Raw genomic sequence first — 22703 nt, 5'->3', positions numbered from 1 at the left:
TCGCGACGACGTCAGGTCGGCCGGTCCGCGCGCCAGGCCGCCACGGCCTTCCTGAGATCCGCGACCTCGTCGGGCAGCTCGGCGAGGTGTGCGGCGGCGCGCGCATCGGCGTCCTCGGCGAGCTGACGCAGCGCCTCGGCGGGCGCGCCGGCGTGCGCGGCATGCGCGGCCGCGCGTCGGAGGTGTTCGGCGAACAGGAGTTCGTCGCGATGGTCGCCGAGCACGTCGTGGATGTCGTCGCCCGAGTCCGCGAGGTCCGCCGCCCGTTCGCCGAACAGCTCGACCGGCGGCTCGGTCAGCGCCTCGGCGGCGTAGCGGAGCCGACGGGACGCCTTGCGGAGGTCGTGCAGCTCGTCGAGCGTCGGCTCGTCCGGCAGGCGCCGCGCCCGCCTGTCGGCGCGCTTCGCCTCACGGTCGAGCAGCCGCCCGAGCTCCGGCGCGGCATCGCGACGGGCCCGCGGGGTGAACGGCGGGTCGGCCAGCACCCGATCGAGCTCGTCGAGACGCTCCGCTGCGCGCGGCAACCCCTGTCGCTCGACGAAGCGTGCGTGGGCTCGGTCGTGCGCGACCTGTTCATCATCCACGAGGATGCCGCGGATGCGGTCGCGCTCCTCCTCGGTCGTGAACCGCTCGGCGTCGTCGGCGTCGGCGATGGCCGCCTGGGCGACCTGCACGCGCACCTCGAGGTCGCGGACGGTGCCGAGCTCGTGGCCGAGTTCGCGCAGCCGCCGCCGGAGCCCCGTGACGACCGCCTCGTCGAGCACCGGCCCGTACGCCGCGAGGACGCTGCGCAGCCGGCGCACGGTGGTGCGGAGCTGGTGCAGCGCGTCCGGCTCGTCCGCGAGCGCAGCGGGCAGGAAGCCATGGAACCGATCTCGGACGGCGGTGAGCGCCAGGACGACGACCGTCCCGGCATCGTCCGCTCCGGACTCGTCGCGATCGGCCCCCACGGGTCCATCGTCGACGGTGTCGTCGCGGCGCGTCAACCGCGCCCTACCGGCGCCAGCATGCGGCGCGCGATGATGGCCTCGTGAAGGGACTGCCGTTCGAGGCACCGCCGCTGCCCGGTCGCATCGTCGTCGAGCAGCGCTGGCGCGACCTCGTCTTCCTGCACTGGCGGGTTCCTCCCGGGCGCGTCGCTCCGCTGCTGCCCGCGGGGACCCGGCCCGACGTCGTGGACGGCGCGACCTGGGTCGGACTCATCCCGTTCGTGCTGGCCGACACCCGCTTCCCGCCGCTGCCGCCCGTGCACCGCCTCGGCACGTTCGTCGAGGTGAACGTGCGACTCTACTCGGTCGACCGCCACGGCAACCGCGGGGTGGTCTTCCGGACCCTCGAGGCGGGTCGGCTGCTCCCCGTCATCGCGGCGCGCGTCGCGTTCGGCCTGCCGTACCACTGGGCGAGCTCACGGGTCGTGCACCGGGTGGATGCCTCGGGCCACGAGCTCGACTTCCGGAGTCGTCGCCACGGCGTGGGCGGTCCGTCGACGCGGATCCGCGCCCGCCTCGGCGCACCCCTCCGGCCGGACGCCCCCGACGCGGAGCTCGCGCGCTTCCTCACCGCCCGATGGGGATTCCACGAGCAGTACCTCGGCCGGACGGTGTGGGCGCGCAACGCGCACGAGCCGTGGCCGCTCCTTCGTGCGGAGCTGCTCGAGCTCGACGACGAACTCCTCGAGACGTCGGGCTTCGGCGACCTCGCGGCTCGCCCGCCGGACTCCGTGCTCGCGTCCACTGGGGTCGCGACGGCCTTCAGCAGGCCGCGCCCGATCGAGGCGCTCGCGTGGCGCCTCCAACCGGTCACACGCCGTCGACCCGCACCCGCTTGATCCGCGCGGAGTGCCCGCGGAGGATCTCCACGTCGCCCGTGCGCACGCCGAAGTGCGCAGCGATGGCCGCCACGACGCCCGCGTTCGCGGCCCCGTCGACCGCGCGCTCGCGCACGTGCACCGTGACGGATGCCGCGGGGTCGTCGGGCGTCGCCTCGACGAGGGGTCCTCGGCGACTGCCCGGCTTCACGCGCACGGTCAGTTCCACGGCGCGCCGATCGGTCGCGGCAAGCGTCGTGCCCGTCGTCGAGGCATCCGCTGCACCACCGCTCGGCCCGTCGTCGACCGCGGCTACGCGCGCTGGCGACGCTCGCGGACGCGCATGTTGAGCTGGATCGGCGTGCCGACGAACCCGTAGATCTCACGCAGACGCCGCTGGATGAACCGGCGGTAGCCCGGGTCGAGGAACCCGGTCGTGAAGAGCACGAACGTCGGCGGGCGCGTCGACGCCTGCGTGCCGAACAGGATGCGCGGCTGCTTGCCGCCACGCAACGGGTGCGGGTGCGCCTGCACGAGTTCCGTGAGGAACGCGTTGAACTTGCCCGTCGGAATGCGGGTGTCCCACGACTCGAGCGCGGCCTCCAGGGCGGGGACGAGCTTCTCGAGGTGGCGGCCGGTCTTCGCGGAGATGTTCACGCGCGGCGCCCATGCGACGTGGTGCAGGTCCTGCTCGATCTCGCGCTCGAGGTAGCGGCGCCGGTCGTCATCGAGGAGGTCCCACTTGTTGTACGCGAGCACGAGCGCGCGGCCCGACTCGAGCACGAGGTCGATGATGCGGACGTCCTGCTCGGAGATCGGCTGCGAGACATCCAGCAGCACGACCGCGACCTCGGCCTTCTCGAGGGCGGCCTGGGTGCGGAGTGACGCGTAGAAGTCGGCACCCTGCTGCAGGTGCACGCGGCGACGGATGCCGGCGGTGTCGACGAAGCGCCAGACCTTGCCGCCGAGCTCGATCTGCTCGTCGACCGGGTCACGCGTCGTGCCGGCGAGGTCGTTGACGACGACGCGCTCCTCGCGTGCGGCCTTGTTGAGCAGGCTCGACTTGCCGACGTTCGGGCGGCCGAGGATCGCGACTCGGCGAGGACCGCCGAACTCGTCCTTCGCGACGGCCGAGACCTGCGGGAGGACCTTGAACACCTCGTCGAGCATGTCGGCGACGCCCCGGCCGTGCAGTGCGGAGACGGGGTACGGCTCGCCGAGACCCAGGTTCCAGAGCGCGGCGGCCTCGGGCTCCTGGCGCGCGTCGTCGACCTTGTTCGCGACGAGGAACACGGGCTTCTTCGTCTTGCGGAGCAGCCGCACGACGTGTTCGTCGGTCGCGGTCGCGCCGACCGTGGCGTCGACCACGAAGAGCACGACGTCGGACAGGTCGATGGCGACCTCCGCCTGGGCGGCCACCGAGGCGTCGATGCCCCTCGCGTCGGGCTCCCACCCGCCGGTGTCGACGAGCGTGAAGCGGCGATCGAGCCACTCGCCCTTGTACGAGACGCGGTCGCGGGTGACGCCGGGCGTGTCCTCGACGACCGCCTCGCGGCGACCGAGGATGCGGTTCACGAGCGCCGACTTGCCGACGTTCGGTCGACCGACGATCGCGATGACCGGCAGCGCCGGGAGATACCGGATACCCTCCTCGCCCTCCTCGGAGAGCTCGAGGAGGTCGAGGTCCTCGTCCTCCAGGTCGTAGTCCTCGAGGCCGGATCGGAGGGCGGCGGCGCGCTGCTCGGCGAGGTCGTCGTCGGTGGCGGCGAGGCGCTCGGCGAGGTCGTCGTCGGGGGCGTCGAACTCGTCGTCGCGATCGGTCATGGCAACTCCTGGGTGGTCTCGGGGCCGTGCGCCCGAGCGCACAACCTGTCTATTCAACCAGTTCGAACCTGAGCATCCCGGATGACGGCGAGCACCGCCTCGACGGTCTCGTCGAAGTCGAGGTCGGTCGAGTCGACCGTGACGACGCCCTCGGCGGCGTTCATGAAGTCCACGACCTTCGAGTCGGCCGCATCGCGCGCGCGCAGCTGCCGGCCGGTGGCCGCCGCCGAATGGCCGACGAGCTCGGCCGAGCGACGGGCCGTGCGCACCTCCTCGGACGCGGTGAGCAGGATGCGCACGGGCGCGTCCGGCGCGACGACGGTCGTGATGTCGCGGCCCTCGACCACGATCCCCTCGCGCCCCTCGGCCGCCATGACGGCCCGGAACAGCTCGATCAGGTGCGCGCGCACCTCGGGCACGCGCGCCACGTGGCTCACGATGCCCGAGATGCCGGGCTCGCGGATCGCCTGCGTGACATCGGTCGCACCGACGTGCACGGCGTAGCCGGTGGGGTCGGTGCCGATCCGGTAGTCGAACGAGTCGAGGCACGAGACGACGGATGCCGCGTCCGCCGTGTCGACGCCGGACGCCGTCGCGTGCCAGGCGAGCGCCCGGTATGCGGCGCCCGTGTCGAGGAAGCCCCAGCCGAGCCGACGGGCGACCTCCTTCGAGACGCTCGACTTGCCGCTTCCGGCGGGGCCGTCGATGGCGACGACGACGGGGTGGACGGGGGCGTGCTGCATGGTCATCCTGCGATCCGCCAGCCGCGTGCGGCCAGCTCGGTGGTCAGTCGGTCGGCGGCCTCGGGCACCACCTGCACCTCGGCGAGGCCGACCTGGCGGCCCGGCGAGTGCTCGAGGCGGAGGTCCTCGAGGTTCACGCCGATCTCCCCGATCTCGGCGAGGAGGCGGGCGAGCTGCCCGGGGCGGTCGTCGATCATGACGACGATCGTCGTGAACCGCTTGTCGGTGCCGTGCTTGCCGGGCAGTCGTGCGACGCCGGTGTTCCCGCCGGCGAGCTCCTCCGCGACGCGACGGCGCGCGCCCGGCGCGACCGGGTCGGCGAGCGCATCGATGAAGCGATCGAGGTCCTCGCGGTAGGCCACGAGGATGTCGCGGACGGGTGACGCGTTCGCACCGAGGATCTGCACCCAGAGGTCGGGATCGCTGGCGGCCACGCGGGTCACGTCGCGCACGCCCTGTCCGGCGAGGCCCAGAGCCGCGTTCGGCGCGTCGATGAACCGCCGCGCCATGATGCTCGAAACGACCTGCGGCACGTGCGAGATGAGCGCGACGCCGGCGTCGTGCTCCTCCGGCGTCATCTCGACGAGCGTCGCCCCCAGGTCGAGGATGAGGTCATCGATCGCGCTCGCGCGCCGGTAGCTGATCTCGTCGTGCGCGGCCACCACCCACGGCCGACCGGCGAAGAGGTCGGCCCGCGCGGCGAGGGGTCCCCCGCGCTCGCGACCGGCGAGCGGGTGCGAGCCGACGTACCGCGAGACGTCGGCGCCCGCGGCCTCGAGATCGGCGAGGATGCCGGCCTTGACGCTCGCGACATCCGTCACGATCGCCTCGGCGAATGCGGCGAGCTCGGCCGCGACGACGGTGGCCGTGACATCCGGCGGCACGGCGACCACGATGAGCTGCGGCGCGTCGTCGGGCTCTGCCGGACGACCCGCACCGAGGTCGACGGCGATCGCGACGTGCGTGGGCGAGGCGTCGGCGAGGATCACGTCGATGCCGCGCGCACGCAGTCCGAGCGCGACGCTCGTGCCGAGCAGGCCGGCGCCGACCACGCGCACCGGTCCGATGAGCCGTGACTCGACCACCTACCCGTTCCCCTTCCGCTCGGCGTCCGCCGCGCGCACGATGGTGAGCAGCTGGCCGAGTTCGACTCTAGTCAACTCGCGCACCGCACCCGACTTCAGGGTTCCGAGGTGCAGCGGCCCGAACTGGCGGCGCACGAGCTCGACGACCGGGTGCCCGACGGCCTCGAGCATCCGGCGCACGATCCGATTGCGCCCCGAGTGCAGCGTGACCTCGACCATGGTGTGCCGCTGGTCTCCCCGGGCCTGCAGGATCTTGGCGCGGTCGGCGTGGATGGGACCGTCCTCGAGATCGACGCCGCGCTTGAGTCGCTGCAGCGTCTGCGGCGTCATCCGCCCGGCCACCTTCGCGATGTAGGTCTTCTCGACGCCGAACGACGGGTGCGCGAGCACGTGCGCGAGCTCGCCGTCGTTGGTGAGCAGGAGCAGCCCGCTCGTGTCGCCGTCGAGTCGGCCGACGTTGAACACTCGGACGTCGAGCGGGTCGGTGAACTGCCGGAGGTCGGGCCGGCCCTGCTCGTCGCGCATGGTCGAGACGACGCCGCGCGGCTTGTTCAGCATGAAGTAGCGCTTGTCCTGGTCGAGCTGGATCGCGGTGCCGTCCACCGCGACCTTGTCGGTGAGCGGGTCGATGCGCCGGCCGAGCTCGGTGACGACCCGACCGTTCACCTCGATGCGCCCCTCGACGATGAGGTTCTCGACGACGCGGCGGCTCGCGACGCCGGCCGCGGCGAGCACCTTCTGCAGGCGCACACCCTCGGGGGCGTCGTCCCCGCGCTCGGCGCCCCGGCGCTCCGCGTCCCTTCTTCCGCTCGGGTCAGACGAGGTCACGTTCGAATCCCTCCTGGCCGCCGTCGAGCAGCGGCGAGATCGGCGGCAGGTCGTCGAGCGACGCGATGCCGAGGTTCGTGAGCAGCAGGTCGGTGGTGCCGTACAGGATCGCGCCGGTCTCCTCGTCGGTGTCGACCTCGGTGATGAGGCCGCGGCCGTACAGGGTCCGGACGACCGAGTCGACGTTCACGGCCCGGATCGACGCGATCGACGAACGCGAGATCGGCTGCTTGTAGGCGATGACGGCGAGCGTCTCGAGCGCGGCCTGCGACAGCTTCGTCGAGGTCTGCGCGAGCACGGCGTCGGTGATGAGCGCGTCGTACTCGGTGCGCGCATAGAATCGCCAGCCGCCGCCCACCTCGCGCAGTTCGAAGGCGCGACGGATGCCTCCGGCCACCGGCTGCTCCCCCGTGTCCGTGCGCGGCTCGCCCGAGGGCGCTCCGCCGTCGTAGTCCGCGACGAGACGCGCGAGCGACGCCTTGACCTCCGCGATCGGACGCGCGACGGCGGCCGCGAGGTGCACGAGCCCCTGCGGTTCGTCGGCGATGAACAGCAGCGCCTCGATCGCGCGGTCGAGGTCGAGGCGCGGCTGCCCGGGAACGTCGAGCGGGGTCGAGATCGAGACCTCGGGGCCGGTGGCCGCCGTGTCCGCGGCGGCGGCTGCCGCGGCATCCGTGCTCACGTCGTCGCGCGCCGGCAGGGCGGCATCCGTTTCGCTCGGGTCATTCGTCATAGTCGGCTCCCAGGCTGTCCAGTCGGTCGTCGGACCAGTTCTCGTTCGCCGCCCAGCGCAGCGTCAGTTCCCCGAGCGGTTCGAGCTGCTCGAACCCGATCGCGGAGTGCCGATACAGCTCGAGCACGGCGAGGAACCGCGCGACGACGACGCCGGGCCGGTCGACGCCCGCGATGAGCCGACGGAACGTCACCGGCTCGCCGCGGCGGAGCACCGCCACGACGTGCGCGGCCTGTTCGCGGATCGAGACGAGCGGCGCGTGCAGGTGGTCGAGGCCGACCGTCGGCAGCTCGCGCGGGGTGAGGGCGAGCGTCGCCAGCGCGGCGAAGTCGTCGGGCCCGAGCGTCCAGCGGAGCTCGGGGGCACGCTGTCGGAACCGCTCCTCGAGCTTCACGGAGCGTGCGTGGCGCAGCGACTCGACCGCGATGCGCCCGCCGAACCAGCGCGCAGCCTCCTTGAAGGCCCGGTACTGCAGCAGCCGGGCGAAGAGCAGGTCGCGCGCCTCGAGGAGCGCGACGTCCTCGGCGTCGACGAGCTCGCCCTGCGGGAGCAGCCCGGCCACCTTGAGGTCGAGCAGGGTCGCCGCGACGACGAGGAACTCGCTCGCGCGGTCGAGGTCCTCGTCGGTCTCGATCGCGCGCAGGTAGGAGATGAACTCGTCGGTCACCGCCGACAGCGACACCTCGGTGATGTCGAGCTCGTGCTTGGCGATGAGCGAGAGCAGCAGGTCGAACGGGCCCTCGAAGTTCGCGAGCGCGACGCGGAAGCCCGGCTCGGTGCCGTCGCCCGGCGATGCTGCAGCGCCGCCATGCGAGGCGGGCGCATCGGCGGGCGGATCCGGCGGCGCGGCACCCTCGGGCGCCTCGCCCGTCCCATCCGCCGGGGTGATCGTCGCCGCCGCCCTCGGCTCAGGCGACCGCGCCACGGTCGACCAGCTCCCTCGCGAGCTGACGGTACGCCCGCGAGGCGGGGTGGTCGGGCGCGAACTCGGTGATCGGCGTCGCGGCGACGGTGGCATCCGGGAACTTCACCGTTCGCGTGATCACGGTCTCGAGCACCCGGTCGTCGAACGCGTCGACGACGCGCTCGAGCACCTCACGGGAGTGCAGCGTGCGCGCGTCGTACATCGTCGCCAGGATCCCGTCGAGCGTGATCGCCGGGTTCAGCCGGTCGCGCACCTTGTCGATCGTCTCGATGAGCAGCGCCACGCCGCGCAGCGCGAAGTACTCGCATTCGAGCGGGATGACCACGCCGTGGCTCGCGGTGAGCGCGTTGACGGTGAGCAGGCCGAGCGAGGGCTGGCAGTCGATCAGGATCACGTCGTAGTCGGCCGACACCTTGCGGAGCACGCCCGCGAGGATCTGCTCGCGCGCGACCTCGGTGACGAGGTGAACCTCGGCGGCGGACAGGTCGATGTTGGCCGGGATCACGTCGAGCCCCTCGACGCCGGTGCGCTGGATCGCGTCGGACGGCGAGACGTTCCGCGACAGCAGCAGGTCGTAGATCGTGGGCACGTCGTGCGTCGGCACCCCGAGGCCGGCCGACAGGGCGCCCTGCGGGTCGAAGTCGACGGCGAGCACGCGACGACCGTACTCGGCGAGCGCCGCGCCCAGGTTGATGGTCGTCGTCGTCTTGCCGACGCCGCCCTTCTGGTTGCAGAGCGCGATGATGCGGGCGGGTCCGTGCGAGCGCAGGGGGGTGGGCTCGGGGAACTCGCGCAGCGGGCGACCGGTGGGACCGAGGTCCGACGACTCCAGCGTGGCGGTGCCGTCCGCCGGGTCGTGTTCGTAGGTCACGGTGCGGCTCTCTCTCCCCGTCGATTCCGGAATGCTTGGTCGATTCTAACGAGCACGAGGGTGGGCGACCGTGTACATCTCACGGAGTGTATCGGCCGTGACCAGCGTGTAGATCTGGGTGGTGGCGACCGAGGCGTGCCCGAGGAGCTCCTGGACGACCCGGACGTCGGCTCCGCCCGCGAGCAGGTGCGTCGCGAACGAGTGCCGCAGCGTGTGCGGCGAGACGGATGCCGCGATCCCGGCCCGCTCCGCGGCATCCTGCAGCACCTGCCACACGGCCTGTCGCGACATCCGCCTGCCGCGGACGCCGAGGAAGAGCGCGGGGGTCGCACTCCCGCGCGCGGAGAGCACCGGCCGGGCACGCACGAGGTACGCGTCGAGCGCGGCCTGCGCGTAGCTGCCGACCGGCACGATGCGCTCAATGCCGCCCTTGCCGAAGAGCCGCACGACGTCCTCGTCGACGAGGTCGTCCACGTTGAGCGCCGTCGCCTCGGAGACGCGCGCGCCGGTCGCGTAGAGCAGTTCGAGGAGCGCCGTGTCGCGCAGTGCGGTCACCTCGTCGCCGACGCCCGCCGCCTCGATGATCGCGGCGACGTCCTCGACCGGGATCGCCTTGGGCAGCCGCATCGGCAGCTTCGGCGGGCGCAGGTCCTTCGCCGGGTCGGTCGGCGTTCGCCCCTCCTCGGCGAGGAAGCGATGCAGCCCACGCACCGCGGAGAGCACGCGTGCGATCGACGAGACCGCGAGCGTCGGCTCGCGCTCGGCGCCGAGGTAGCGGACGAACCCGGGCAGGTCCGTCTCGGCGACGGCCTCGGGGCCGGCGAGGCCCGCGCGATCGAGCCAGTCCGCGTAGATCGCGAGGTCGCGCCGGTACGACGCCAGGCTGTTGCGCGCGAGTCCCCGTTCCACGGTCAGGTGCCGCAGGTAGTCGTCGACCGCGCGCGAGCTCACCCGGCGTCCGGCCTCTGGCTCGGGTGCGCCGGCCACGACGCGTCGGCGGATGCGAGCGTCGCCCAGCCGCGGGCCCGTGCCGCGGAGGCCGCGAGCACGCCGACCGTCAACGACGGATTGCCGACGTGCCGTGCGAGGACGGCGTCGACGCAGTCGTCGAGCGCGACCCACCGCAGCTCCATGTCGGCCTCCTCGTCCTCGCGGGCATGCGCCTCCGGCGCCGCCGCCAGCCCGCGCGCGAGGAAGATGCGGATCGCCTCGTCGCTCCCGCCCGGCGTCGTGAAGTAGTCGGCGAGCACGGCCCAGTCGGATGCCACGAGGTCGGCCTCCTCCGCGAGTTCGCGCCGGGCCGCCTCGAGGGGCGGTTCGTGGGCGACGTCGAGGAGGCCCGCCGGGATCTCCCAGTCGCGGGCGCGGACGGGCTGGCGGTACTGCTTGATGACGAGGACCCGATCGTCGTCGTCGATCGCGAGGATCGCGACGGCACCCGGGTGCGCGACGTACTCGCGCACGATCCGGGCGCCCTCGGGCCCGTACTCCAGGGTGTCGCGGCGCACGTCCCAGATCCGGCCCTCGAACACGGTCTCGCGCTCGAGGACCGGGAGGTCGACGTACTCGTCGACGAGCTCCGCTCCGGTCCGGACGGCGGTGCGGTCCGCCGTCCGGCCGACCTCGTCCGTCACGTCAGGCGCTCTCGACGTCGTCGAAGAGCAGGCTCGCCTGGCGCCGCTCGAGCGCCGCGCCGACCAGGCCCCGGAACAGCGGGTGCGCGTCGTTCGGGCGGCTGCGCAGCTCGGGGTGCGCCTGCGTGGCGACGTAGAACGGGTGCACGTCGCGCGGGAGCTCGACGAACTCGACGAGGTGGCGGCTCGGCGACATCCCGGAGAAGACCAGTCCCGCCTCCGCGATGCGGTCGCGGTAGGCGTTGTTCACCTCGTACCGGTGGCGGTGCCGCTCGGACACCTCGTTCGCGCCGTAGAGCTCGGCGACGATCGACCCCTCGTCGAGTGCGGCGGGGTAGAGCCCGAGGCGCATCGTGCCGCCGAGGTCGCCGCCGGCGATGATCTCGACCTGCTCCTCCATGGTCGCGATGACCGGAAACTCGGTGTCCGGGTCGAACTCGCTCGACGACGCTCCGGGCAGTCCGGCGACGTTCCGCGAGTACTCGATCACCATGCACTGCAGGCCGAGGCAGAGACCGAGCGTCGGGATGCCGTTCTCGCGCGCGAAGTGCAGCGCTCCGAGCTTGCCCTCGATGCCGCGCACGCCGAACCCGCCGGGCACGCAGATGCCGTCGAGGTGCGACAGCTTCTCCTTCGCGCCCTCGGGGGTGCGGCACGCGTCGGAGGGGATCCACTCGATGTTGACCTTGGTGTCGTTCGCGAACCCGCCGGCGCGGAGCGCCTCCGTGACCGAGAGGTACGCGTCGGGCAGGTCGATGTACTTGCCGACGAGTCCGATGGTGACCTCGTGCGCCGGATCGTGCACCACGCGGAGCAGGTCGGCCCACGCCGACCAGTCGACGTCCGCGGCCCTGTCGTCGAGGCCGAGGGCCTCGATCAGGTACGCGTCGAGGCCCTGCTCGTGCAGCATGGTGGGGATGTCGTAGATCGAGGGCACGTCGACGGCGTTGACCACGGCCGCCTCGTCGACGTCGCACATGAGCGCGATCTTGCGCTTGTTCGCCTCGGTGACCGGGCGGTCGCTGCGGAGCACGAGCGCGTCGGGCTGGATGCCGATGGAGCGGAGCGCGGCGACCGAGTGCTGGGTGGGCTTGGTCTTCTGCTCCCCGGAGGCGCCCATGAACGGCACGAGCGAGACGTGGACGAAGAAGACGTTCTTGCGGCCGAGTTCGTGCCGCACCTGGCGCGCGGACTCGATGAACGGCTGCGACTCGATGTCGCCGACCGTGCCGCCGATCTCGGTGATGATGACGTCGGGCTTGGGCGACTCGCTCGCCTGGAGGCGCATGCGGCGCTTGATCTCGTCGGTGATGTGCGGAATCACCTGGACGGTGTCGCCGAGGTACTCGCCGCGGCGCTCCTTGGCGATCACGGTCGAGTAGATCTGGCCGGTCGTGACGTTGGCGGCCTGCGACAGGTTGATGTCGAGGAACCGCTCGTAGTGGCCGATGTCGAGGTCGGTCTCGGCGCCGTCGTCGGTGACGAAGACCTCGCCGTGCTGGAACGGGTTCATGGTGCCCGGGTCGACGTTGAGGTACGGATCGAGCTTCTGCATCACCACCCGCAGGCCCCGAGCCGTGAGCAGGTTGCCGAGGCTTGCCGCCGTCAGGCCCTTGCCCAGAGAGGAAACGACACCACCGGTCACGAAGATGTGCTTGGTCACGCCGTTCGTGAGTTCAGGGTTCGAAATGTCTGCGCCGCGATCATCCACCACGGGCTTATAGCCTATCCGACTCCCGGCTGGGAATGGCCCGAACCCGTCCCGAATCGACGACGACGGATGTCGCGTCCCGCGGATCGACGCGGGAATCGGGCTCCGATCCGCCGCGGAGTGGGCACCGGCCCGGGCGTGTCGCTCAGGCCGCGTCGGCCTCGGCGATCTCGAGCAGTTCGCGCGCATGCGCGAGACCCGACTCCGAGTCGGCGAGTCCGGAGAGCAACCGTGCCATCTCGGCCTCGCGCTCCGGACCCTCGAGCTGCCGCACGCTCGAAGCGGTGACGCGCCCGTCGGTGCCCTTGACCACGCTCAGGTGGTTCGACGCGAACGCCGCGACCTGGGCGAGGTGCGTCACCACGATGACCTGGGAGCGCTCGGCGAGCCGGGCGAGGCGGCGGCCGATCTCGATCGCCGCGGCGCCGCCGACGCCCGCGTCGACCTCGTCGAAGACGAACGTCGGCACGGGATCGGCGCCCGCGATGACGACCTCGATCGCGAGCATCACCCGCGACAGCTCGCCGCCCGAAGCGCCCTTCGCCACGGGCCGGGGTTCGGTGCCCGGGTGCGGTCGGAGGAGGATCGAGACCTGATCGCGGCCGTGCGAGGTGGGCTCGCCGAGCGGCTCGACGGTGACGGTCAGTTCGGCGTCGGGCATCGCGAGCGCGGCGAGCTCGGCCGTCACCGCGGTTGCGAGGCGTGATGCCGCATCGGACCGGATGGCGCTGATGCGGTCGGCGAGCGCGTCGACCTCGGCGGCGCGCTGCTCGACCGCTCGCTCGAGCACCTCGATCCGGTCGTCGTCGCCGTCGAGTTCGACGAGCCGGAGCCCGCCGTCGTGGCGGAACGCGAGCGCCGCCTCGATGCTCCCGTGCCGTCGCGCGAGGCTCGCGAGGACGGCGCGACGTTCTTGCACGGCTTCGAGTTCCGCCGCGCCGTCGGCGTCGAGTCCGGCCAAGTACCCGGAGAGCTCGGTCGCCGCATCCGCGAGGGCGAAGCCTGCGCTCGCGACCGCCTCGGCGATCGGAGCGAGCGCCGCGTCGTGGGCGACCACGCGATCGACGTGCCGCCGCGCGGACTCGACGAGCGTGATGGCGTCGGGCGTGTCGTCGCCGGCAGCCTCGGCGGAGATGAGCTCCCGCGCCTGCGCCGCGGCGAGGCGGAGGTCCTCGAGGTTCGTCAGTCGATCGGCGCGCTCCTGCAGCGCCTCGTCTTCGCCGGGCTGCGGATCGGCCCGCTCGAGTTCGTCGAGCGCGACGCGCAGCTCGTCGCCCTCGCGGAGCCGCTCGTCGTGGTGCTCCCGCAGCGAGCGGAGTTCGTCGGCCTCGGCGCGCCACGCGCGGTAGGCGGCGCGGTAGTCGGCGAGCACGTCCGCGAGCCCGGGCCCGGCGAACCGGTCGAGTGCCTCGCGCTGCGCGGTGGCCGATCGGAGCCGCTGCTGGTCGGCCTGGCCGTGCACGACGACGAGGTGGTCGGCCAGCTCCGCGAGCACGCCCACCGGTGCGCTGCGGCCGCCGACGATCGCCCGGCTGCGCCCCTCGGCGGAGACGGAACGGCCGAGGAGCAGCTCGCCGGCGTCGATCTCGCCGCCCGCGTCGGCCACGCGCTCGGCGACGGGTGCCGGGTCGTCGAGCAGCCAGCGACCCTCGACCCACGCCTGCTTCGCGCCCGATCGGACGGTACCGGCGTCGGACCGCGCCCCGAGCAGCAGCCCGAGCGCGGTGACGACCATGGTCTTGCCCGCCCCCGTCTCGCCCGTCACCGCGGTGAAGCCGGGACCGAGCGGCAGGGTCGCCTCGGCGATGACCCCGAGGTCGCGGATTCCGAGTTCCTCAATCACCGGCGACCGGCCCCCTCCATCCCGTCACGGGAAGCTGGAACTTGTTCACGAGCCGGTCGGTGAACGGCGCCTGGTGCAGCCTCGCGAGGCGCACGGGCACCGAGGACCGCCGGACGATGACGCGCGCGCCCGGCGGGAGCTCGAACATCCGCCTTCCGTCGCACCAGATCACCGCGGCGGCCTCGGTGCGCTGCAGGACCTCGACCGCGAGCGACGAGTCGGGGCCGACGACGAGCGGGCGCGCGAAGAGCGCGTGCGCGCTGAGCGGGACGAGCAGCAGCGCCTCGACGGCCGGCCAGACGACCGGGCCGCCGGCGGAGAAGGAGTACGCCGTGGAACCGGTCGGCGTCGACATGACGACGCCGTCGCACCCGAAGGACGACAACGGTCGGCGATCGACCTCGATGACGACCTCGAGCATGCGCTCGCGCTCGGCCTTCTCGACGGTGGCCTCGTTCAGCGCCCACCCCTCGTAGACGACCTCGTCGCGGACCTTGGCGCGCACGGAGAGCGTCATGCGCTCCTCCACCGTGTAGTCGCGCGCGAGCGCGCGCCCCACGGTGTAGCCGAGGTCGTCGCGTTCGCTCTCCGCGAGGAAGCCGACGTGGCCGAGGTTGACGCCGAGCAGCGGAACCGGGTGGTCGCGCGTGAGCTCGGCCGCACGGAGGATCGTGCCGTCGCCGCCGAGGACGATGACCAGCTCGATCTGCGTCGGGGACACCTCTTCGAAGCGCTTGACCATGCCCTCGAGCTCGGGCAGCGCCGTCATCACGTCGTGCCATTGCTCGGCGGCCACGACGGGCACTGCACCGGCTGCGACGAGCTGACCGCATACGTCGGCCGTCGCATCGAGGGCGGACGACCGACCGGTGTGGGAAACCACGAGGAAATGCCGTGCATCGCTCACGCCGTGACGCCTCCCGTCGCTCGTCGGACCTGACTGGACCATTCTGACGGATCGGCGCCGCGCGTCGGGCTGAGGAGGACCAGGACCTCGCGATTCCCATGCGTTCCGGCGATCGGGGAGGACAGGACGCCGGCTGTGCGCAGGCCGAGGTCGTGCGCCGCCCAGAGTACGTTCATGACGGCGTCGCCGCGCGCCGCAGGGTCGCGCACCACGCCCTCGCGGGTGCCGCTGCGACCGACCTCGAACTGCGGCTTCACGAGCAGCACGAACTCGGCGTCCGGGGCCGCGGTCGCTCGGAGCGCCGGCAGGACGGTGGTGAGAGAGATGAAGGAGAGGTCGGCGGTCACGAGGCTCGGCGGGTCGTCCACGCCTGTCAGCCGGGCGAGCCCGGGTGCGTCGAGGTGTCGAACGTTGCAGCCCTCGACGAGCACGAGGCCCTGCAGGCCGTGCAGCTCCGGGGCGAGCTGGCCGTGCCCGACGTCGACCGCCAGCACCGTCGCCGCCCCCCGCTCGAGCAGCACCTGCGTGAACCCGCCCGTGGAGGCGCCGGCGTCGAGCACGATGCGCCCGTCGGGCCGGACCTCGAAGGCGTCGAGCGCCGCGATGAGCTTGTGCGCGGCGCGGCTCACGTAGTGGTCGGCGGCCGCGACCTCGATGGCCGCGTCATCCTTCACGCGATGCGAGGCCTTCGTGATCGGCTCGCCGTCGACCCGCACGACGCCGTCGGCGATGAGCGTTGCGGCGTGCGTTCGAGACCTCGCGAGTCCTCGCGCCGCGAGCGCCGCGTCGAGTCGCTGCATCGACACCGATCAGCCCGCGGAGCGAGTGGGATCGGATCGCTCGAGCTCGCGTCGAAGCTGCTCCGCCAGCGCGTCGAAGCCGGCGGACCGCTCCTCGAGCGGTGACGCCTCGATCGCCGAGAGCGCATCGGCGGCCTCGGCCGCGAGATCGACCGGCGCCTCCACCGGATCGTCGGTGTCGAGATCTCCTGTGCTCACGGCTCCACGCTACCCGCTGCCGCCGTCATCGCGGTGCCCCCGCAGGCGCGTCACCGAGCGCGGTTCCGGCCCGCGGCGCTCGGCGACCGACGGCGCGGCACCGACGACGCCCGGCGATCAGCGGTACAGACGTTCCGGCACGTCGAGCGCGTGGATCGCCGTTCCGCACTCCCAGATCGCCGTGCAGGCGGCTCGCAGCAGGTCGAGCGGATCGCCGTCGCGTTCGACGACCACTCGCCGTCCGTCGACCCGGACCTCGGCACCGCCGACGCGCACGGCCCCGCGCCGGCGCTCGGTCTCCGGATACGGCTCGTGGAGCTGCCGCAGGTCGGACACGATGAAATCCGGTCGGCTCGCGGCATCCGCAGCCAGCACCTGCTTCGCACGATCGATTCCCGTGAGCACGACGAGCGACGCGATGCCGGCGCGGTTCGCGCCGCGGATGTCCGTGTCGAGGCGATCGCCGATCATCAGCGGGCGCTGTGCATCGAAACGCTCGCGCGCCTCGTCGAAGATCGGCGTCTCGGGCTTCCCGGCGACGTCGGGGAATCGGCCCGCAGCGGTGTGCACCGCCGACACGAGGGTGCCGTTGCCGGGCGCGATGCCGCGCTCCACCGGGATGGTCCAGTCCATGTTCGTCGCGATCCACGGGATGCCGCCGGGCTCGCCCGGACCGCCGTGCGCGTTCAGCGCGAACGCGGCCTCGGCGAGCTGACGCCAGCCGACATCGGGATGGAAGCCCTGCATGACTGCGTCGGGAGCGTCATCGGCCGAGCGCGTGACACGGTATCCGCCGCGCTCGAGCTCGGTGACGATGCCGTCTCCCCCGACGACGAGCACGAGGGCGCCGGGAGCGACGGATGCCGCGAGCAGCCGCATCGCGGCCTGCGGCGAGGTCACGACATCGCGCGGCGTCGGGGACAGCCCGAGCGACCACAGGTGCGCGGCGACCTGCTCGTCGCTGCGCGACGCGTTGTTCGTGATGTACGCAACCGGCACCGACTCGGCGACCCGGTTGAGGCTCTCCACCGCGTGCGGAACGGCGTGCGGCCCTGCATAGACGACGCCGTCGAGGTCGGCGAAGACCGCGTCGATACCGTCGAGCGGGGTCGCCGAGGATCGCCGCGCTCCGAAGAGCGGGCTCATGCCCGGTCGGCGTCCGGACGGGCGGCCGGCTCGTCGTCGAGGTGGGCGGTCTCCTCCAGGATCGCGGCGACCTCGGGCTCGATCGCGTCAGCGGGGTCGGATGCCTCGTCGACGTCCGCTTCGAGCCCGCCGGCGGGCTCGGTCTCGCCCTCTGGAGCACTTGGCGCGTCGTCTGCGGCGGTATCCGCCTCCTCCGCGTCATCCGCCACGGGGTGGGCGATCGCGATCGGCTCTTCGTCCGTCTCGAGCTCGAAGACCTCGATGAAGTCCGGGCGCGCGCCTTCGAGCGCGGCCTCGGCGCGGTCTGAGAGGGCACGCCAGTGCGCGGCATCCGAGGTGCGGCCGAGTTCCTCGAGCACCTCCGCGTACGCGGCGAAGAGCGCAGGACTGTACGAGAACGCGCGGTCGGAGTCGAGCTGCGGCACCTCGAGCTCGGCGAGGGCGAGCTCGGGCTGCTCGAGGTCGAGACGCGCACCGGACATCGCGATCGCGAGCGCGGCCTGCACTGCGGCCGGCAACGTCGAGCGGTCGACGGACCGGCCGAGCTCGAGCGCGCGGTCCGGGCGCCCGACGCCGCGCTCGCTGTCGACCATGAGGGCGATCTGATCGTCGTTCCCCGAGATCCGACGGTAGGTGCGGAGCTCGCGGAGCGCGAGTGCGAAGTCACCGGTCGCATAGGCCGTGATCGCGAGCGTCTCGCGGACGACGGGGATGCGGCCCGCTCGACGTGAGGCCGAGAGCGCATGCCGATGCGCGAGCGCCGGGTCGTCCTCGAGCGCCTCGGATGCCGCGACCAGGTGTCGTGCCACCCACTCCGCGTTCTCCTTGGAGAGGGTCTTCAGTTCGGCACGCGCCGCCGGGTCGAGGTCCTTCGGCGTGATGCGCTCGGCGATCGGCGGATCGTCGTGCCGCGGACGGACGGCGAGTTCCGCCGCACCGTGCGTGGCCTGCCGCGGGGCGCGCTCGCGGTCGGTCGAACGCTGCGCCGGACGGCCGGCGACGCGACCGCCGGTGCGGTGCTCGCGCGACCCGCCGGGCCGACCCGTGCGACGCTCGTCATGGCCCGTTCGATCGTCGCGTGCGCCGTACCGGCGCTCGCCGTCGCCCCGGGGCGTGTGCCGCCGCTCGCCGCCACGATCGTCACGAGAACCGGACGAACGCTGACCCCCACGATCATCGCGAGAGCCGTACTTCCGCTCGCCGCCGCGATCGTCACGAGAACCGGACGAACGCTGACCGCCACGGTCATCACGCGAACCATACGAACGCTGACCGCCACGGTCGTCGCGAGAACCGTACGAACGCTGACCCCCACGATCATCGCGAGAGCCGTACTTCCGCTCCCCGCCGCGATCGTCACGAGAACCATACGAACGCTGACCCCCACGATCATCGCGAGAGCCGTACTTCCGCTCCCCGCCGCGATCGTCACGAGAACCGGACGAACGCTGACCGCCACGGTCATCACGCGAACCATACGAACGCTGACCGCCACGGTCATCGCGAGAACCGTACGAACGCTGACCCCCACGATCATCGCGCGAGCCGTACTTCCGCTCCCCGCCGCGATCATCACGCGAACCGTACGAACGCTCCCCACCGCGATCATCACGCGAACCATACGAACGCTGACCCCCACGGTCATCACGCGACCCGTAGGAACGACCGCCGTCACGCGGGCCGTCGGGTCGACGATCGTTCGATCGACCGCCCTGCGACGGGCGCCCTCCGCGGCGTTCGTCGTCTCGGTCCTTCCGGCGGTCGCCGGGTTCGTGCATGGAATCGCTCACGGGTGCTTCCTGTCGTCCTGCCTGGGAGTCCTGCGGACTCAACCGTACTCGCGGGCCGCTGCGCGAAGCCCGTTAACGCGAAATGGCCACCCGGCAGCGTTCGCTGTTGAACGCTGTGGGTGGCCATTCCTGAATGAATGTCCGGCGGTGTCCTACTCTCCCACAGGGTCGCCCCTGCAGTACCATCGGCGCTGCGAGTCTTAGCTTCCGGGTTCGGAATGTGTCCGGGCGTTTCCCTCGCGCTATGGCCGCCGAAACTCTGGTACCAACGGTGTTCCACCCGGGGGTGGGTGTTGGTGGTCTCGGTGCACCCCGCGCTTCACTCCCGGGCCCGTGGTGTTCGGGGTGGGTGTGATGGGGGTGTCAGTGTGGAGTTGTGTGTGTTTCCGTCTGCTGGGAACCACAGAGTGGACGCGAGTCACCTTGGCCACGCACCACCGCCTTGAAAACGTGGTGTGTGTGGTGATTGTCAAGTTGTCGGCGTATTAGTACCAGTCAGCTGCACACCTTGCGGTGCTTCCACATCTGGCCTATCAACCCAGTCGTCTGGCTGGGAGCCTCTCCCCCCGAAGGGGATGGAAATCTCATCTTGAGGCCGGCTTCCCGCTTAGATGCTTTCAGCGGTTATCCATCCCGAACGTAGCTAACCAGCGGTGCTCCTGGCGGAACAACTGGCACACCAGAGGTTCGTCCAACCCGGTCCTCTCGTACTAGGGTCAGATCCTCTCAAATTTCCTGCGCGCGCAGAGGATAGGGACCGAACTGTCTCACGACGTTCTAAACCCAGCTCGCGTACCGCTTTAATGGGCGAACAGCCCAACCCTTGGGACCTACTCCAGCCCCAGGATGCGACGAGCCGACATCGAGGTGCCAAACCATGCCGTCGATATGGACTCTTGGGCAAGATCAGCCTGTTATCCCCGAGGTACCTTTTATCCGTTGAGCGACAGCGCTTCCACAAGCCACTGCCGGATCACTAGTCCCGACTTTCGTCCCTGCTCGACCTGTCAGTCTCGCAGTCAAGCTCCCTTGTGCACTTACACTCGCCACCTGATTGCCAACCAGGTTGAGGGAACCTTTGGGCGCCTCCGTTACTCTTTGGGAGGCAACCGCCCCAGTTAAACTACCCACCAGGCACTGTCCCTGAACCGGATCACGGTTCGAAGTTAGATATCCAGAGTGACCAGAGTGGTATTTCAACAATGACTCCACGAACACTGGCGTGCCCGCTTCACCGTCTCCCACCTATCCTACACAAGCCACACCGAACACCAATACCAAGCTGTAGTAAAGGTCACGGGGTCTTTCCGTCCTTCTGCGCGTAACGAGCATCTTTACTCGTACTGCAATTTCGCCGAGTTCGCGGTTGAGACAGCTGGGAAGTCGTTACGCCATTCGTGCAGGTCGGAACTTACCCGACAAGGAATTTCGCTACCTTAGGATGGTTATAGTTACCACCGCCGTTTACTGGGGCTTAAATTCTCAGCTTCGCTCCGAAGAGCTGACCGGTCCTCTTAACCTTCCAGCACCGGGCAGGCGTCAGTCCGTATACATCGTCTTGCGACTTGGCACGGACCTGTGTTTTTAGTAAACAGTCGCTTCCCACTGGTCTCTGCGGCCGTCAACGCTCCAGGAGCAAGTCCCTTCACGAATCGGGCCCCCCTTCTCCCGAAGTTACGGGGGCATTTTGCCGAGTTCCTTAACCACGATTCTCTCGATCTCCTCGGTATTCTCTACCTGACCACCTGAGTCGGTTTGGGGTACGGGCGGCTGGAACCTCGCGTCGATGCTTTTCTCGGCAGCATAGGATCACCCACTTTTCATCCGCATCACGTCTCAGCCTGTACGAGTCGCGGATTTGCCTACGACTCGGCCTACACGCTTGCCCCGGGACAACCATCGCCCGGGCTGGGCTACCTTCCTGCGTCACACCTGTTATCACGCTCACTCCACCAGATGGGGTCGCACGCCGCCACCAGGATCCGTCCCGAAGGACATCACCAGGTCTTGGGATGCTTAGCACTCCTGATCTCGTGTGGGCGGTTCTTCGCCGGTACGGGAATATCAACCCGTTGTCCATCGACTACGCCTGTCGGCCTCGCCTTAGGTCCCGACTTACCCAGGGCAGATTAGCTTGACCCTGGAACCCTTGGTCTTCCGGAGGACGGGTTTCTCACCCGTCTTTCGCTACTCATGCCTGCATTCTCACTCGTGTGCCGTCCACGGCTGGTTTCCACCGCCGCTTCACCCGGCACACGACGCTCTCCTACCCATCACCACGACTGGACCACGAAGGCCTATCGATATGCGGCAATGCCACGACTTCGGTGGCGTGCTTGAGCCCCGTTACATTGTCGGCGCGGAATCACTTGACCAGTGAGCTATTACGCACTCTTTCAAGGGTGGCTGCTTCTAAGCCAACCTCCTGGTTGTCTGTGCAACTCCACATCCTTTCCCACTTAGCACGCGCTTAGGGACCTTAGTCGGTGGTCTGGGTTGTTTCCCTCTCGACGATGAAGCTTATCCCCCACCGTCTCACTGCTGCGCTCTCACTTACCGGCATTCGGAGTTTGGCTGACGTCAGTAACCTGTTGAGGCCCATCGGCCATCCAGTAGCTCTACCTCCGGCAAGAAACACGCAACGCTGCACCTAAATGCATTTCGGAGAGAACCAGCTATCACGAAGTTTGATTGGCCTTTCACCCCTATCCACAGCTCATCCCCTCAGTTTTCAACCTAAGTGGGTTCGGTCCTCCACGACGTCTTACCGTCGCTTCAACCTGGCCATGGATAGATCACTTCGCTTCGGGTCTAGAACCTGCGACTAAAACGCCCTATTCAGACTCGCTTTCGCTACGGCTACCCCACACGGGTTAACCTCGCCACAGATCACTAACTCGCAGGCTCATTCTTCAAAAGGCACGCCGTCACCCCAACAAGGAGGCTCCGACGGTTTGTAAGCAAACGGTTTCAGGTACTATTTCACTCCCCTCCCGGGGTACTTTTCACCTTTCCCTCACGGTACTTGTCCGCTATCGGTCATCTGGGAGTATTTAGGCTTATCAGGTGGTCCTGACAGATTCACACGGGATTTCTCGGGCCCCGTGCTACTTGGGATCCCCCTCCGGGCCGCCAGGCATTTCGACTACGGGACTCACACCCACTCCGGTCCGGCATTCAAACCGATTCGTCTATACCTGACGCGTCACCGCGGCCGACCGGCAGATCGACCAGAGAGGTCCCACAACCCCGACCATGCAACCCCTGCCGGGTATCACACATGACCGGTTTAGCCTCATCCGCTTTCGCTCGCCACTACTCACGGAATCACGGTTGTTTTCTCTTCCTGTGGGTACTGAGATGTTTCACTTCCCCACGTTCCCTCTACCCGCCCTATACATTCAGGCGGGAGTCACCAGGTCACCCGAAGGGCCTGGCGGGGTTTCCCCATTCGGAAATCCTCGGCTCACAGCTCGTTTATCAGCTCCCCGAGGCTTATCGCAGATTACGACGTCCTTCTTCGGCTCCAGATGCCAAGGCATCCACCGTTTGCTCTTAGAAACTTGAAATCACATGAGTTCGATCGAATTCGTGCACCCGAACCCGAAGGCCCGGATGCGAAATTGACCAGTGAATACGCCAACCGGGCACCCCGAAAGGCACCCAACCGGCGACTCACCTTGTGACCCAACGTCCGAAGACATTGAATCTAAGATGCTCGCGTCCACTATGTAGTTCTCAACAGACGGCCAGAACCCCCACCCCCACCAGCAACCGCCGGCTTCGATGAAGGCCTGAAGGGAAACCATCCCCACCCCGCACCCCGAAGGGCACCAGGCCGTGTCCGGTCCCTCAGGA

Annotated in this window: 19 protein-coding genes and 2 rRNA genes; 1 reads left to right on the top strand and 20 read right to left on the bottom strand. The window is 69.9% G+C overall.

Going from position 1 to position 22703, the window contains the following annotated elements:
* Positions 1-11 precede the first annotated feature (11 nt).
* Positions 12-950: a CHAD domain-containing protein gene (locus tag ACULK2_RS08040; protein ID WP_445969664.1), complete on the bottom strand. Its 939-nt coding sequence runs from the start codon at positions 948-950 to the stop codon at positions 12-14.
* Between the two features lie 80 nt (positions 951-1030).
* Here ACULK2_RS08040 and ACULK2_RS08035 point away from each other — a divergent pair, with 80 nt between their 5' ends.
* Complete coding sequence (locus tag ACULK2_RS08035; protein WP_445969665.1) at positions 1031-1828, top strand: YqjF family protein; 798 nt, start codon at positions 1031-1033, stop codon at positions 1826-1828.
* On the opposite strand, the gene ACULK2_RS08030 is transcribed toward ACULK2_RS08035, so the two are convergent.
* The 19 genes from ACULK2_RS08030 to ACULK2_RS07940 all read right to left on the bottom strand — a co-directional run bounded on the left by ACULK2_RS08030 (position 1800) and on the right by ACULK2_RS07940 (position 22414).
* The gene (locus ACULK2_RS08030; protein WP_445969666.1) at positions 1800-2036 is read right to left on the bottom strand and encodes a DUF167 domain-containing protein; all 237 of its coding nucleotides are present in this window, start codon (positions 2034-2036) and stop codon (positions 1800-1802) included. The two genes, ACULK2_RS08035 and ACULK2_RS08030, sit on opposite strands and share 29 nt — an antisense overlap.
* Before the next feature lie 83 nt (positions 2037-2119).
* Positions 2120-3631: a ribosome biogenesis GTPase Der gene (gene der / locus ACULK2_RS08025; RefSeq protein WP_445969667.1), complete on the bottom strand. Its 1512-nt coding sequence runs from the start codon at positions 3629-3631 to the stop codon at positions 2120-2122.
* 53 nt (positions 3632-3684) lie between these two features.
* A complete protein-coding gene (gene cmk, locus ACULK2_RS08020) occupies positions 3685-4380 on the bottom strand; it encodes a (d)CMP kinase (RefSeq protein WP_445969668.1) in 696 nt (231 codons plus the stop codon).
* A complete protein-coding gene (locus ACULK2_RS08015; RefSeq protein WP_445969669.1) occupies positions 4377-5459 on the bottom strand; it encodes a prephenate dehydrogenase in 1083 nt (360 codons plus the stop codon). Before ACULK2_RS08015 ends, cmk begins: the two co-directional genes overlap by 4 nt.
* Positions 5460-6209 (bottom strand): pseudouridine synthase, encoded by a 750-nt coding sequence (locus tag ACULK2_RS08010; RefSeq protein WP_445969688.1) that lies wholly within the window; start codon positions 6207-6209, stop codon positions 5460-5462.
* Positions 6210-6273: 64 nt separating this feature from the next.
* Entirely contained in the window at positions 6274-7020 is a 747-nt protein-coding gene (gene scpB / locus ACULK2_RS08005) for an SMC-Scp complex subunit ScpB (RefSeq protein WP_445969670.1), read from the bottom strand.
* Complete coding sequence (locus ACULK2_RS08000) at positions 7010-7909, bottom strand: segregation and condensation protein A (RefSeq protein ID WP_445969689.1); 900 nt, start codon at positions 7907-7909, stop codon at positions 7010-7012. The genes scpB and ACULK2_RS08000 overlap by 11 nt, the downstream gene beginning before the upstream one ends.
* A gap of 19 nt (positions 7910-7928) precedes the next feature.
* Positions 7929-8816 carry a ParA family protein gene (locus tag ACULK2_RS07995; protein WP_445969671.1) on the bottom strand — a complete coding sequence of 296 codons (888 nt, stop codon included), beginning with the start codon at positions 8814-8816 and terminating at the stop codon, positions 7929-7931.
* Positions 8817-8861: 45 nt separating this feature from the next.
* Positions 8862-9767 carry a site-specific tyrosine recombinase XerD gene (locus ACULK2_RS07990; protein WP_445969672.1) on the bottom strand — a complete coding sequence of 302 codons (906 nt, stop codon included), beginning with the start codon at positions 9765-9767 and terminating at the stop codon, positions 8862-8864.
* A complete protein-coding gene (locus tag ACULK2_RS07985; RefSeq protein ID WP_445969673.1) occupies positions 9764-10450 on the bottom strand; it encodes an NUDIX domain-containing protein in 687 nt (228 codons plus the stop codon). Before ACULK2_RS07985 ends, ACULK2_RS07990 begins: the two co-directional genes overlap by 4 nt.
* 1 nt (position 10451) lies before the next feature.
* A complete protein-coding gene (gene pyrG / locus ACULK2_RS07980; RefSeq protein ID WP_445969674.1) occupies positions 10452-12113 on the bottom strand; it encodes a CTP synthase in 1662 nt (553 codons plus the stop codon).
* 193 nt (positions 12114-12306) lie between these two features.
* Entirely contained in the window at positions 12307-14004 is a 1698-nt protein-coding gene (gene recN, locus ACULK2_RS07975; protein ID WP_445969675.1) for a DNA repair protein RecN, read from the bottom strand.
* The gene (locus ACULK2_RS07970; RefSeq protein ID WP_445969676.1) at positions 13997-14953 is read right to left on the bottom strand and encodes an NAD kinase; all 957 of its coding nucleotides are present in this window, start codon (positions 14951-14953) and stop codon (positions 13997-13999) included. The genes recN and ACULK2_RS07970 overlap by 8 nt, the downstream gene beginning before the upstream one ends.
* Positions 14908-15711: a TlyA family RNA methyltransferase gene (locus ACULK2_RS07965; protein WP_445969677.1), complete on the bottom strand. Its 804-nt coding sequence runs from the start codon at positions 15709-15711 to the stop codon at positions 14908-14910. The genes ACULK2_RS07970 and ACULK2_RS07965 overlap by 46 nt, the downstream gene beginning before the upstream one ends.
* A gap of 9 nt (positions 15712-15720) precedes the next feature.
* Positions 15721-15909 (bottom strand): hypothetical protein, encoded by a 189-nt coding sequence (locus ACULK2_RS07960; RefSeq protein WP_445969678.1) that lies wholly within the window; start codon positions 15907-15909, stop codon positions 15721-15723.
* Between the two features lie 117 nt (positions 15910-16026).
* Entirely contained in the window at positions 16027-17055 is a 1029-nt protein-coding gene (locus tag ACULK2_RS07955) for an HAD-IIA family hydrolase (RefSeq protein WP_445969679.1), read from the bottom strand.
* Entirely contained in the window at positions 17052-18833 is a 1782-nt protein-coding gene (locus tag ACULK2_RS07950) for a hypothetical protein (RefSeq protein WP_501044995.1), read from the bottom strand. Before ACULK2_RS07950 ends, ACULK2_RS07955 begins: the two co-directional genes overlap by 4 nt.
* A 151-nt stretch (positions 18834-18984) precedes the next feature.
* Positions 18985-19101: ribosomal RNA gene (rrf, locus tag ACULK2_RS07945) — 5S ribosomal RNA — on the bottom strand.
* Between the two features lie 209 nt (positions 19102-19310).
* Positions 19311-22414 (bottom strand): 23S ribosomal RNA (locus ACULK2_RS07940).
* Positions 22415-22703: the final 289 nt, after the last annotated feature.

The sequence above is a fragment of the Agromyces molybdatiresistens genome (assembly GCF_052748445.2).
Note: the sequence above shows the minus strand (reverse complement) of the source record. Positions and strands in the feature narration are given on the sequence as shown.

Bases quoted from the DNA above. Each gene is read 5' to 3' on its own strand.
- der (WP_445969667.1), bottom strand. From the start codon at position 3,631: ATGACCGATCGCGACGACGAGTTCGACGCCCCCGACGACGACCTCGCC.
- cmk (WP_445969668.1), bottom strand. From the start codon at position 4,380: ATGACCATGCAGCACGCCCCCGTCCACCCCGTCGTCGTCGCCATCGAC.
- scpB (WP_445969670.1), bottom strand. From the start codon at position 7,020: ATGACGAATGACCCGAGCGAAACGGATGCCGCCCTGCCGGCGCGCGAC.
- ACULK2_RS07970 (WP_445969676.1), bottom strand. From the start codon at position 14,953: ATGGTCCAGTCAGGTCCGACGAGCGACGGGAGGCGTCACGGCGTGAGC.
- ACULK2_RS07965 (WP_445969677.1), bottom strand. From the start codon at position 15,711: ATGCAGCGACTCGACGCGGCGCTCGCGGCGCGAGGACTCGCGAGGTCT.
- ACULK2_RS07955 (WP_445969679.1), bottom strand. From the start codon at position 17,055: ATGAGCCCGCTCTTCGGAGCGCGGCGATCCTCGGCGACCCCGCTCGAC.
- ACULK2_RS07950 (WP_501044995.1), bottom strand. From the start codon at position 18,833: ATGCACGAACCCGGCGACCGCCGGAAGGACCGAGACGACGAACGCCGC.